This window comes from Helicobacter sp. MIT 99-5507, from assembly GCF_003364295.1.
Classification (GTDB): domain Bacteria; phylum Campylobacterota; class Campylobacteria; order Campylobacterales; family Helicobacteraceae; genus NHYM01.
The window spans coordinates 180913-193585 of the sequence record NZ_NXLO01000003.1 but is presented as its reverse complement, the minus strand read 5'-3'; the positions used below and the strand labels follow the sequence as shown (position 1 = coordinate 193585).

At 31.3% G+C, this 12673-nt stretch carries 14 protein-coding genes and 5 tRNA genes; 7 read left to right on the top strand and 12 right to left on the bottom strand.

The annotated features are described in order from the left end of the window. Nucleotides 1–18 precede the first annotated feature (18 nt). The 6 genes from CQA42_RS05760 to CQA42_RS05735 all read left to right on the top strand — a co-directional run bounded on the left by CQA42_RS05760 (nt 19) and on the right by CQA42_RS05735 (nt 780). A tRNA-Lys gene (locus CQA42_RS05760) sits at nt 19–94 on the top strand. Between the two features lie 13 nt (nt 95–107). Further along, nucleotides 108–182: transfer RNA gene (locus CQA42_RS05755), tRNA-Glu, on the top strand. Nucleotides 183–185: 3 nt separating this feature from the next. Next, nucleotides 186–261: transfer RNA gene (locus CQA42_RS05750), tRNA-Val, on the top strand. A gap of 1 nt (nt 262) precedes the next feature. After that, nucleotides 263–339, top strand: a tRNA-Asp gene (locus CQA42_RS05745). A gap of 8 nt (nt 340–347) precedes the next feature. Next, nucleotides 348–423, top strand: a tRNA-Glu gene (locus CQA42_RS05740). A gap of 60 nt (nt 424–483) precedes the next feature. After that, a complete protein-coding gene (locus tag CQA42_RS05735; protein WP_115583723.1) occupies nt 484–780 on the top strand; it encodes a hypothetical protein in 297 nt (98 codons plus the stop codon). A 7-nt stretch (nt 781–787) separates the two neighbouring features. On the opposite strand, the gene flgG is transcribed toward CQA42_RS05735, so the two are convergent. Further along, nucleotides 788–1579, bottom strand: coding sequence for a flagellar basal-body rod protein FlgG (gene flgG, locus CQA42_RS05730; RefSeq protein WP_115583722.1), 792 nt, complete (start codon nt 1577–1579; stop codon nt 788–790). 3 nt (nt 1580–1582) lie between these two features. Next, nucleotides 1583–2419 carry a flagellar hook-basal body protein gene (locus CQA42_RS05725; protein ID WP_115583918.1) on the bottom strand — a complete coding sequence of 279 codons (837 nt, stop codon included), beginning with the start codon at nt 2417–2419 and terminating at the stop codon, nt 1583–1585. A gap of 158 nt (nt 2420–2577) precedes the next feature. On the opposite strand from CQA42_RS05725, the gene CQA42_RS05720 reads away from it, so the two are divergent. Next, nucleotides 2578–3162, top strand: coding sequence for a DedA family protein (locus CQA42_RS05720; protein ID WP_258865580.1), 585 nt, complete (start codon nt 2578–2580; stop codon nt 3160–3162). Between the two features lie 7 nt (nt 3163–3169). On the opposite strand, the gene fdhD is transcribed toward CQA42_RS05720, so the two are convergent. The 10 genes from fdhD to fliQ all read right to left on the bottom strand — a co-directional run bounded on the left by fdhD (nt 3170) and on the right by fliQ (nt 12614). Next, the gene (gene fdhD, locus CQA42_RS05715) at nt 3170–3973 is read right to left on the bottom strand and encodes a formate dehydrogenase accessory sulfurtransferase FdhD (RefSeq protein WP_115583721.1); all 804 of its coding nucleotides are present in this window, start codon (nt 3971–3973) and stop codon (nt 3170–3172) included. 1 nt (nt 3974) lies between these two features. Beyond that, complete coding sequence (locus tag CQA42_RS05710; protein ID WP_258865579.1) at nt 3975–4982, bottom strand: formate dehydrogenase subunit gamma; 1008 nt, start codon at nt 4980–4982, stop codon at nt 3975–3977. A 9-nt stretch (nt 4983–4991) separates the two neighbouring features. Further along, entirely contained in the window at nt 4992–5624 is a 633-nt protein-coding gene (fdh3B, locus tag CQA42_RS05705; RefSeq protein WP_115583720.1) for a formate dehydrogenase FDH3 subunit beta, read from the bottom strand. Between the two features lie 12 nt (nt 5625–5636). Beyond that, nucleotides 5637–8453, bottom strand: coding sequence for a molybdopterin-dependent oxidoreductase (locus tag CQA42_RS05700; protein ID WP_258865578.1), 2817 nt, complete (start codon nt 8451–8453; stop codon nt 5637–5639). A 28-nt stretch (nt 8454–8481) separates the two neighbouring features. Further along, on the bottom strand, nt 8482–8679 hold the full coding sequence (locus CQA42_RS05690) for a twin-arginine translocation signal domain-containing protein (protein ID WP_115583717.1): 198 nt from the start codon (nt 8677–8679) through the stop codon (nt 8482–8484). Between the two features lie 69 nt (nt 8680–8748). Further along, a complete protein-coding gene (locus tag CQA42_RS05685; protein WP_115583716.1) occupies nt 8749–9438 on the bottom strand; it encodes a molecular chaperone TorD family protein in 690 nt (229 codons plus the stop codon). An 11-nt stretch (nt 9439–9449) separates the two neighbouring features. Next, nucleotides 9450–10961 carry a 4Fe-4S dicluster domain-containing protein gene (locus tag CQA42_RS05680; RefSeq protein ID WP_115583715.1) on the bottom strand — a complete coding sequence of 504 codons (1512 nt, stop codon included), beginning with the start codon at nt 10959–10961 and terminating at the stop codon, nt 9450–9452. A gap of 117 nt (nt 10962–11078) precedes the next feature. After that, nucleotides 11079–11531 (bottom strand): low molecular weight protein-tyrosine-phosphatase, encoded by a 453-nt coding sequence (locus CQA42_RS05675; protein WP_115583714.1) that lies wholly within the window; start codon nt 11529–11531, stop codon nt 11079–11081. Nucleotides 11532–11534: 3 nt separating this feature from the next. Further along, nucleotides 11535–12329, bottom strand: coding sequence for a UDP-N-acetylmuramate dehydrogenase (locus CQA42_RS05670; protein ID WP_115583713.1), 795 nt, complete (start codon nt 12327–12329; stop codon nt 11535–11537). Between the two features lie 18 nt (nt 12330–12347). Further along, entirely contained in the window at nt 12348–12614 is a 267-nt protein-coding gene (gene fliQ / locus CQA42_RS05665; protein WP_115583712.1) for a flagellar biosynthesis protein FliQ, read from the bottom strand. Nucleotides 12615–12673 lie beyond the last annotated feature (59 nt).

The window sequence follows — 12673 nt, the reverse complement described above, 5'->3', positions numbered from 1 at the left end:
AGATACAAATCTTTAAATGACCCGTTAGCTCAGCAGGTAGAGCAATTCCCTTTTAAGGAATGGGCCGTTGGTTCGAATCCAACACGGGTCACCATTAATCATTTTTAGGCCTCTTCATCTAGCGGTTAGGATACCACCCTTTCACGGTGGTTACAGGGGTTCAAATCCCCTAGAGGTCACCATTTGGTCGCTTAGCTCAGTTGGTAGAGCGCTACCCTTACAAGGTAGATGTCACAAGTTCGAGTCTTGTAGCGACCACCATGGAGCGGTAGTTCAGCTGGTTAGAATACCTGCCTGTCACGCAGGGGGTCGCGAGTTCGAGCCTCGTCCGTTCCGCCATTATCATTGACCCCTTCATCTAGCGGTCAAGGATACTACTCTTTCACAGTAGAGACAGAAGTTCAAATCTTCTAGGGGTCGCCACTTCTTTATTTCTTTCTTATTTGTGTTATAATCATTAATACTTTTATTGATTGGATTTTTATGAAAAAAATTGTTTTTATTATTACTATTGCTTTGTTAATAGCTGGTTGTGATAATAGAGAGCAGTTTGGTTTTACATCTAGTAACTGCAATGAAGTTTATAATAATTGTCTAAATAAATGCCTGCAAAGTGGTAAAACTAGAGTAGAGTGTTTGGGAAATTGTGATAAAAGCAGGGGAATGTGTAGAGCTGTAAAAATGAAAGGTTGCATGCAAAATTGCAATACAACATATGGAAAAAATACTACAAGTAGCGAATCTTGCAAGAGAAGCTGTGCTAATAATGTGAGCAATTAACTATATCTTATGCTCGCTTTAGCCCATTTATAGTTTGCAACATAGAATCTGCTGTTTGTATAGTTTTTGAATTTGCCTCATAAGCTCTTTGTCCAGTAATTAAATCTGTCATTTCTTCTACTAATTTTACATTACTCATCTCAATAAATCCTTGCCTTAACATACCAAATCCTTCATTTCCTGGAATCCCATTTATTGGCTCACCAGAAGCATTTGTATTGATATATAGATTATCACCTAGCGAGTGAAGCCCTGCAGGATTTATAAAGATTGTTGTTTCTATTTGTCCAATCGTATTTAATTCTGTTGAGTTAGCTTGCAAAACACTTATTGTTCCATCTGTGCCGATGTTTATTTGTGTTGCATCTTCTGGTATTGTGATATTTGGTATTAGCATATAGCCTTCGCTTGTTACTATATTACCTTCATTATCAAGCTTAAAACTTCCACTTCTTGTATAAGCTGTTGTTCCATCTGGCATTTCAATTTGAAAAAAACCTCTCCCCATTATGGCTAAATCTAGATTGTTTTCTGTTTCTTTTGGATTGCCTTGTGAAAAATGTTTAGCAATAGCTAGCGGTCTTACTCCAAGCCCGATTTCAATTCCTGTTGGTGCTATAGTGGTTTGTGAAGTTGAAGTTCCGGCATATTGCATAGTTTGATAAAATAAATCAGCAAATTCAGCCCTTTGTTTTTTATATCCTATAGTATTAACATTTGCTATATTATTTGATGTTGTATCAACTTGTGTTTGCATGCCTATCATTCCAGTTGCGGCTGTGTGTAATGCTCTAATCATCTTTTATCCTTTTTGTGCTAGTTTTGTTATTGCTTCAGTGTTAAGGTCATCTTGATATGTTTTCATTACTTTGGAATACATATCTACCAATCTATTTGTGCTAATTAATGCAGTCATCTCTTCTACGGGATTGATATTGCTTTTTTCAATAAACCCACTCAAAACTACATTGTTATTATTTATACTTTGTCTTTCATTTAGTCTCTCAGCTGGCAATTCATATAGATTATTGCCTACTTTTTTTAGATATTTTGGATTAGTAAAATTTACAATTGCTATTTCACCAATAGGCTCTGCTTCACCTATATCAGCTCTATTTAGTTCTCTTACATATATACTTCCATCTTTACTAATTTCTATATTATTGCTTGATAGATTGATATTTATTGTGCCACCTTCATTAATTCCAGCATTTGATAATACCGGATATCCTTGCTTTGTTACTAAGATTCCATTATCATTTAGGCTAAAAGACCCATCTCTAGTGTAACGCACGCCATTTGGTGTTTGGATGGCAAAGAATGCATTTTGATTACTAAGTGCTAAATCAAGTGGATTCTCAGTCCTATTAAAACTGCCTATACTCATATCGTTATATTCCATAACTACAATAGGAACTCTATTTAAAGTGCGATTTAAAAACTTTGAAGATTCTCTTGTGTGGTTTTCTAGTGGAAGCTCGTGTTTTGCTTCTTCATACAATCTCATAAAATCACCAATAACTACATCATCTCTTTTAAATGCATTTGTATTTGCATTAGCTAGATTATTTGAAATAACATCAAGCCTGTTAAATTGTGTAACCATACCGCCTGTGGCATTGTAAAATCCATTTTGCATAACAATCCTTAAAGTGATATAAGCACTATAAAGCAAATTACATTCCAAATAATCTATATGAAATATTTTATTAATATTTTGATATTTAAATAAACATATTTCTTTCAGCCTCTAAATGTTAGATAGAATCTATTTTATTTTTATTTAGGATTAAAAACTTGGAATCTATTTTAGAAACATTAAGTCAATCAATAGGAATATGGGGCTATGCAGTGTTATTTTTTTATTCATTTGGTGGTGGGCTTGTAGCTCTTATTGCTGCTTCTATCTTATCAAGCGGAGTAATAGAATCTATAAATTCTCTAAATATTTATGTTTGCATATTCATCGCCTCTATTGCTAATTTTATTGGTTCTAGCTTGTTGTTTTATATGGCTAGGTATCAAAAAAAAGAAGTGATGAAGTATTTTTCTGCTCATAGAAGAAAAATTGCTTTAAGCCATATTTGGATAAAAAAATATAGCTATTTGATTATTTTTATTCATAAATATTTATATGGTATTAAGACTATCATTCCTCTTGTGATTGGATTTAGTAAATTTGATAGTAAGAAATTTTTGATATATAACTTTTTTGCTTCATTTGTATGGGGTATTCTTATTGGTGGATTTAGCTATGCAATGGGTGATATTATTAGAAATCTATATGATAAATATTCAAACCCTTATATTTTTCCAATTGTTGGAATTATAATTATTGTTTTATTTTTTATACTTGCAAATAAAATTACAAAAAAAGTATAACCAGAATCTAGCCTAATTTTTTAGGCAATATGATTCTATTACTATGAGTGTAGATATTCATATTATTATTTCTTGCAAATCCAATTAGTGTGATGCCTAGATTCTGTGCAGATTTGATTCCAAGTGCTGTTGTGGCTGCATTTGATATCACTATTGGCACATTATGCATAGCACATTTTATCACCATTTCCATAGATAATCTTCCACTAACAATAAGGATAGATTCGCTTATATTGGCTTTTAGCATTCTTGCTTTTCCTAATACTTTATCAATTGCATTATGCCTACCTATATCTTCGCTGCTAAGCTTTTTGTTATCATAAAATAACATAGCTTTATGAGTGCAACCAGTTTTAGAAAATAAATCTGTATTATTTTGAAACTCACTTAAATATAATCTTATTTGTTCTAGGCTAAATTCTGCTTTTTGAGATAAAAATTTTTCTATAATTTTACCTTCAAAATTTGCACTCACTCCTACACAGCAACCAGAAGTAAGTGTCTTTTCATGAAATAGATTAGATATATTATCATCATTAATTTTTGCATTGATATATACATTTAATCCATCTTTAGATACTTGTATGTCTTTTATATCATCTATATTTTCAATCACACCTTCACTCATCAAAAATCCAACAGCATGGTAATCTTGATCTTTTAAGATACACATTGTAGAGATTATTTTTGAACCATTGAGGTATAGATTTACGCGGTCTTCTTTTATTATTGTATCATTTGTATTTGCTATGCCATTATCATCGATTTTGATAATTGGCACGCAAATTGTGTGTTTTTGCACAGCAGTCATTTCAATGTGCAACTCTCATTGAATTCAATCTATTAGAATCTACCAATTCTTTATAATAAATGCTGTGTAGAATTGATAGTTCTTCTTCACCCATTTTCCCATTGATAATTGATTCAATCGCGCCTTCTATCGCAAATAAGCTCATGTAAATATGAGTTATTAACATTGCTATGACTAAAAAACCAACTACATTATGGATGATAGCTACTAATCTTAGAGTATTGATATCTGTGTATTGAAAATACATAATTCCACCACTTAGCACCATAATACCCCCGCCAATTGTGGCTATCCAAAACCACATTTTTTGTCCAGCATTAAATTTTCCAGCAGGAATAGGCTTATTTTCTTGACTTAGATATCCACCCATAATCTTAAACCAATCAATATCATATTTTTTAAATAGACATTCTTTAAACCACATAGAAAACATCATGATTCCAAAGACAGCAAATATTGGTGTAGCAATACCATGCACATCTCTTGCAAATCTAACAAATGCTCCACCGCCAAGATTTGCTCCAAATACCATAATCAAACCTGTAATGCATATTAGCACAAATGGCACAGCAGCACCCCAATGGACAATAATATTAAATTTTGAGAATACTTGTAATTTTTGATGATGATTAAACTTTCTTTGTCCAACTATCATAAAATGTCCAAAAAATGCTAGCGGAGTTAATATAATAATGGCAAAAAATATTATCTTAAAATACTTGTTTTGTAGTATTGTAAATAATTCACCAAGTCCGCTTATTCCTCTAATTCCACCTATTTTTTCTCCACTTGTAAATGGATCTATACTGCCACCTACAAAATCAAGGGTATTACCTAGTGATACACCTGCACTAGATGTATCAAGCCCCCAGTTTTTTATAGCTTCTAATTGATTTTTGCCATAAATATGTTTGTTGTATTCTAAATCTATTGCACCTTTAAATCCCTCTTCAGCGGCTTGTGAGATAGTCATAATAATACACAATAATAATAATTTCACTAATCTCATTTTTATCCCTTATTCTTTATAAGGTGCACTCCACATATATGATGATGTATGTGAATTTTGACCTTTTTTAGTAACTCTTGTTCTAATGATATGATTTACTTCATCACTATTTCCAGCAAGTAACGCTTTTGTTGAACACATTGAAGCACACATTGGCACTTTTCCTTCTGCGATTCTATTTTGTCCATATAATTTATATTCTTCTTGGCTAAATGTCTCTTCTGGACCACCAGCACAAAATGTACATTTATCCATCGTTCCTCTGCTACCAAATACATCTGATTTTGGGAATTGAGGTGCCCCAAAAGGACAAGCATATAAGCAATATCCACAGCCTATACAAGTTTTTTTATCATGCAATACGATTCCATCTGCTCTAATATAAAAGCAATCTACAGGACAAACTTGTGCGCATGGTGCATCAGAGCAATGCATACAAGCAATAGAGATTGATTTTTCTTTGCCAACGATTCCGTCATTTATTGATATTACACGTCTTCTATTTACACCAACAGGTAAGTGATGAGCTTCTTTGCAGGCTACATCACAACCATGGCAGTCAATACATCGTAATTCATCACAATAAAATTTTATTCTTGCATGATTTGTAGCATTAAATCCACCGCTAGTTAATTCACTCATTTATTACCTCCCTTATGCTTTCTCAATTCTACATAATCCACATTTTGTTTCAGGACATGCAGTATTATAATCAAATCCATAGCTAGTTATAAGGCTTACAGCTTCACCTATAGCATAAGGTTCTGTCCCTTGTGGATATTTATCAAGTAGGCTTTTACCTGAATATACACCAGAGAAATTTTGTGGCAAGAAAACGCTACTTTCATCAACTCTATATGAATGTCTAGCTTTTACTAGAATCTTTGTTCCAGAAGTACCATGTACCCATACCATATCACCATCTCTAACACCTAGATTTAGTGCTGTATCTGGGTGAATTTCTACAAACATTTCATGTTGGATTTCAGCTAGATATTTTGCACTTCTAGTTTCAGTTCCAGTTCCCATATGCGCGACTAATCTTCCTGTTAGCATATTTAGCGGATATTCACTCTTCCAATCTTTTTGTGTTTGTCTTGAGATATATTTTATATTTGCTCTAAATAAATCTTTTTTATCTGGGAATGTTGGATATTGTTTTATTAAATCATTCCTAAAGCTATGCAAAGGCTCTCTATGTAGTGGAATCTTATCATACCAATTCCAAACAACCATCCTAGCTTTTCCATTTCCATATGGACAAACTCCTGCTTCTAGTGCTTTTTCAACTAATATGTTTGAATTATCAGTTGCAAATGTAGTGCCTTTTACTTTTTCTTTCTCTTCTTTTGTAAGTTTTATACCAAGGACACTTTCTATATTATCCGCAGTGATAGCAGGATGTCCTTTAATTTTGGAATCTGGTAAGCCTCTTAAGCTCATCATATTTGTTCCATCAGGTGCAGTTATGCCCCAATTTACCCTAAAGCCCATACCACCTTTCATAACAGGTAAATCATCAGCATACATTATTGGAGTTCCTGGGTGTTTTTCACTCCAGCAAGGCCAAGGTAGTGCGTAATATTGTCCTTTCATAGGTCCTTTTCCTTCTAATGTTACGCTATCAAACATATGCCAATTATCACAATGCTCTTTTAATCTTTTTGCACTAAGTCCTTGCAATCCTATGCTTCTAATGCTTTGTGCCATTTCTGTTGTTGCATCATCAGGCCAAATAAATTCGCTTCTACCATCTTTTTTAGCATTTTCATATAGAGCTCTTTGATATTGTTCTTTAAATCCAAGTCTCTCTGCTAAATCAAATAGAATCTCATGGTCTTCTCTGCATTCAAACATAGGTTTGATTACTTGATATCTCCATTGATATCCACGATTTGTAGCAGCGACACAACCACTTGTTTCCATTTGTGAAGCAGCAGGTAATAAGAAAAGATTATCTTTTCTATCAGTTACTACAGCTACATCATTTACATAAGGATCGATAAATACTAATAATTCTAGTTTATCAAGTGCTTCTTTTGTTTTATCGAGTAAGGTTGTAGTTGAGATTCCATTACCAATAACAATAAGTGCTTTGATTTGTGTATCTGCATTGTTTGCATAATTTTCCTCATCAAGCACACCAAATCGCCAAGTAGATAGTGCATAGCCGGTTTTCTCCATCATCTCTTTACTTTTGAAGCGACTTTTCATCCATTCATAATCTACATACCAATGTTTGCAAAAATGTCTCCAAGGACCTTCGCCAAGTCCATAATATCCAGGAAGTGAATCTGCAAGGTTGTTCATATCGCTAGCACCTTGAACATTATCATGTCCTCTTAAGATATTTACACCACCACCTTTTTTACCTATGTTTCCTAATATCATTTGTAAAATAGGCATAACTCTTGTATTGTTTGTGCCAACTGTATGTTGTGTTAGACCTTGATTCCACACTAAGCTTGCTGGTTTTGCTTTAGCCATTTCTTTTGCAATTCTAATAATTGTCTCACTTGGAATCCCTGTAATATCTGCTACTACTTCAGGAGTATATTTTTTTGCTTCTTTAAATATTTCTTCATAGCCATATACACGATCTTTTAGGTATTGTTTATCGTGTAGGTTATTTTCTACTATTACATTAATCATTCCATAAACTAGTGCTACATCAGTTCCACTTCTTATTCTAATAAATTCATCAGCTTTTGCTGCAGTTTTACTATAATATGGATCTACGCATACTATTTTTGCGCCCGCTTCTTTTGCACGTAAAAAATGCACCATACTAACAGGGTGATTTACTGCCGGATTTGCACCAATGATAAAGATAAATTTAGAATTCATCATATCAGCTATATGGTTTGTCATTCCACCATATCCAAATGTATTCGCCACACCAGCGACTGTTGGAGAGTGTCAGATTCTAGCTTGATGATCTATATTATTTGTTCCTAAAAATGCTGCAAACTTTCTAACATAATAGCTTTGTTCATTACTAACTTTAGCACTTCCAATAAGCATAAGGCTATCTGGACCATACTTTTCTCTAATTTCAGTAATTTTTTTAGCAATTTTATCCATAGAGTTGTCCCATGATGTTTTTTGCCATACACCATTTACTTTTTCTATAGGATATCTAAGTCTAGTTGTGCTTCTAACTCTATCAATCATATCTGCACCTTTGCAGCAATGACCACCTTGTGATACTGGATGATCTTGTGCTACTTCTTGACGCACCCAGATTCCATCAACAACTTCAGCAATGATTCCACAGCCAACCGAACAATGTGTGCATATTGTCTTTATTCTCTTAGAATTTGGAAAATTTTCTTTTAATTCTTGATGAGTTGCCTGTCTTAAAACTCTATTTTCTTCACTACCTAATACTTGAGATACTCCTATTGCAGAGCCAAGTAAAGAAAGTTTTAGAAATGCTCGTCTATTTTGCATATTTCTATTATCACTCATTTTCACTCCCTTCTTTCATTTTAAACCTTTAATATGCTACCTTGTAATAAGAATCCCAGTATTTACTTTTTTGATAAAGTACTTCTTGTTTTCTTGACTTACCCTTTGCTACTTCTTTTTGTTCTACTTTTGTGTTTGAACAAGCAGTTATTGCAATGCCAGCAACTGCTGTTATCGCCCCTGCTTTAGCAGTAGCTTTGAGAAAGTTTCGTCTCTCTTTTGACATATTTCTCCTTTTATGTGAATTAGCGGGTTAAACCCAGTAGAATCTTCTTTTAAAAAAACTCTACTTGATTTAACTTTTCACATTAAAAGCCATCTCAAAATCTAAAAAACTCTTCATTAGATTTGCTATATTGTAATACATAGAATCTAGATATTTATTGTTTATATTTTCTATAATTTTATCTTTCATTGGTATTATGCAATCTTTAAAAACTTCATTTTGCAAAGAGTTTTCATTGTTTTGTAACAGATATTTACTAAATACAAAAAGAAAACCTATATGTTCTTCATTTTCTTTAAATTCTTTTTCATTCAATCTAACTTTACTTTTTCTTACTTTTTCTTTTGCTATTGACAAGCCATTGCCTGCTATCGTGCCATCTAAATAATATGACAAATATAGAATTATTTGGGAGGCGCTTTTTTCTTTTTTTTCGTTTTTATCTCTTTTTTTTGCCAATCTATTTATTGATACATTTTCATTTACATCAAATGGAAGCATAAAAAATCTAGTATATTCAAATAAAATATTTTTTATTCCATTAGTTTGAATTTCATTTTCTAATGCTTCAAAAAATACTAAATCACCATCATTTAAAGGTTGTGTTTTTAGAATCTTTACTTGCTCTAATAGTAAATCTTTTCTATTTATCAATAAGTCATACAAAAATAATCCAGCAAAAAAATCATAATATAAGATTCTGGCACGTTCTATTGCTTCATTTTGATTGTTTTGTGAATCTTGTTTTTTCTTTAACATAAAATATACCTTCAATTTGTTCTAAACATTATTTTTACTTTGCAATCACCGCAACAAAGAATTGATTTTTGTTTGATTTCATCATTTTTAAAGACTGGAAACATCAAATTTTGCACTTTTTTGATGGATTTTGTACTTGCAAAGATTTTACCGCATTCTACGCATTTAAATGGTTCATCTTTTGCTTTTGTATTATAGGTGAAAAATGTATTATTTAACCTTATTCCATCAAGTGGCATTTTTATTATAGATTCTGGGCAAATATCTACACATAGTCTGCAAGCAGTGCAAAGCGAAGGATTTAATAATAATTCAAAATTATCTTTTGAGTTAATGAGTGCTTTTGTATTGCAAGATTCTACGCAAGACATGCAAAGCGTGCAATTATCTGAATCAATCTTTAAATCTGTATATTTTATACTTGCTCTATTTGCAAGATTACCATAATCATTATCTTTTATGAGAAATTTTACCCTTTCTTTAAAAATTTCTCTATTAAATTCATTAGATTCTGCAATGTAGTGGTATTTTGGAAGATTCTCTATTTCTAGGTTTTTATAAGATTTGATTTCATTGTGCAAATATATTGCTTTTTTGTTGCATATTCTTTCATACAAGTCATTTATAAAATCAATAGAATCTTTTAAATTAGATTCTATATTTCCATATAAAATACATTGTGTGCTAGTTGTTTGCAAAATAGATATAAAATACACTTCATTTAGCATATTTATATTTGGAAGGACAAATGGTGTCACACTAGAATCTTTTATATCAATATTAGAATCTATGAAAGATTCTATATCTTGTTTGCTAAGAATAAGCGGAATCTTATCTTGATAATTCTGTGCTGCTTTTGTTATCTCAATCAATGGAGCATTTGCCTTTTGCATAGCACCACTTGGACATATTCCAACGCATTTTCCGCAAAATATACAATCTATATTTGAAAATCTCAATTCTTTTGCTTTGTCATCTTTTGTTATAGCAAATGTTGGACATACACTTTCACACTCGCTACAATATGAATTTGCAGTTTTATCTCTATGATGGTATTGGCATTTATTTTCATCAAATAAAATCGTATTTTCGTATGTAAAATCACCGATTAGATTTTCTATTTCTTTAGCCATAGAATCTATATTTTCATAGCTATTTACAAAGTGGATTCCAAGCTGTGTTGTTTTATCTAAGATTCTAGAATCTAATTCTATCTTGATAAAAAATACAATTTGTGCAGTATGTATTTCTTCATCTTCTACTATAGATATAAAATCACCAATTATTCCGCCATATTGTTCGATATATGGTTTTTGCGTGATATTAAATTTATCTTTTGTTTTATTTATAAAGTCATTTGCTAGTTCATTTTCACCAACAACTAATATTGTATTATCTACGCTAATATCGCTTTGGTAATCTAGCTTGATATTTGACAATAAAATATCATATCCATTTTTCAATACTTCAATTTGAGTTTCATTTAGCATTGTAAATAATGGACTTAAATCATCATAATTCATACATTATAAACCTTAAATAAATTTATTTTGCGAGTAATTGTAACTGATACTTGTATTTAATGAATATGTGTATTGTTTGTAAATAATATCAATTTTACATTTTGTAACAAATAATAATTAAATGATTTTTGTTTTCGAATCAAACATATTATTTATACAAGAATTAATCATATTAAACACATTTTCAAATCCTTGCATATCTTTGTAGTTATACGGGTCAGGCACATCCGCATTATTTGCTCCAAACTCTCCTAACTTTTTGATTTTTTCTTTTTGAAATCCCATATTAATTAAATCTCTTTTATTACTTTCATCCATCACAATATAATAATCCCAATTTGCATCACTATAAACACTAATTTGTCTTCCTTTTAGTTTGCTTATATCAATACCATATTTTTTTGCAATATCAATAGATCTTCTATCTGGTGGTTCATCTATATGCCATCCGCTAGTCCCACAAGAATCTACTTCAATATTTAGATTCTTGTTTTTTATATATTCTCTTGCGATACCTTCAGCAAGAGGTGAGCGGCATATATTGCCTAAACATACAAATAAGATTTTCAAAATTTATTCTCCCTTGATGATAATAATTTCAGTTTTTAATGCTATTTTGTGTTTTTCATAGATTTCATTTTGTGCAAGATTGATTAATTTTATCGCATCATCAAAGTTTCCATTTCCGAGATTTACCATAAAATTTGCATGTTTTTTACTAAAAGCCATGTCGCCTATTTTAAATCCCTTTAGATTTGATATATCAAGAAGTTTTCCTGCATGCATTTCTTTTGGATTTTTAAAGCAACTCCCAAGGCTAGGTTCTTTTGGCTGATTTTTTCTCATATCTTTAAATAAATCTTCTAATTCAAATCTAAAACCTTTTTCTTTTTTGAATCTTGTTGCAATAATTACACCATCAATATTACTATGCCTATAAGAAAAATCTATATTATTAGATTCTATCCATTCTCCATTTATATTCACAGAAACAATAGAATCTTTTATTTCATATTCTTTTATGCCTGCATTCATTTTTATTACACCGCCAATGCTTCCAGGTATTGAGCCTAACAATTCTGCACCTTTTAGATTCTGCTCCCTAAAATACAAAAAGGCTTTTCTTGCACTACTTTTTGCACCAATTTCTATAAAATCATCATTTTCTTTTATATAGTCAAATTCATCACCAAGACAAAAAAGATTCTTAGCATCAGGTGATATTAGTGTATTGCTTGCTTTACCAAGTAAGACATGTGTTTTTGATAGGATCAGTGCTTCATTGATAGTTTGTGCTATTTTTAACTTTTTTATTCCACCAATTTTGATACTTGAATATTTTTTAAAATCTACTATTTTTTCTATCATTATTAAAATGTCTGATATTTAAAATGGAAAATCCGGAATCATATTAAATAAGATTCTAGTGTAATCAGTTATCATATTTAACATCCAAGGCATTGTAAAAATCAATACAGCAATGATTGCTAAAATTTTTGGTATGAAAGATAGTGTAGCGTCATTTATTTGTGTAGTTGCTTGAAATATACTTACTATTAGTCCTACAATCAGCCCAGTAAGCAATAATGGTAGTGATACAATCAGTGTTATTTTGTACGTTTCAATTGCTAGAGAGATAAATTTTGCTTCCACTTTTTATGAATCTTTGATTTAAATTTTGTAAATATTTGGAATCTTAACAAAATAATATT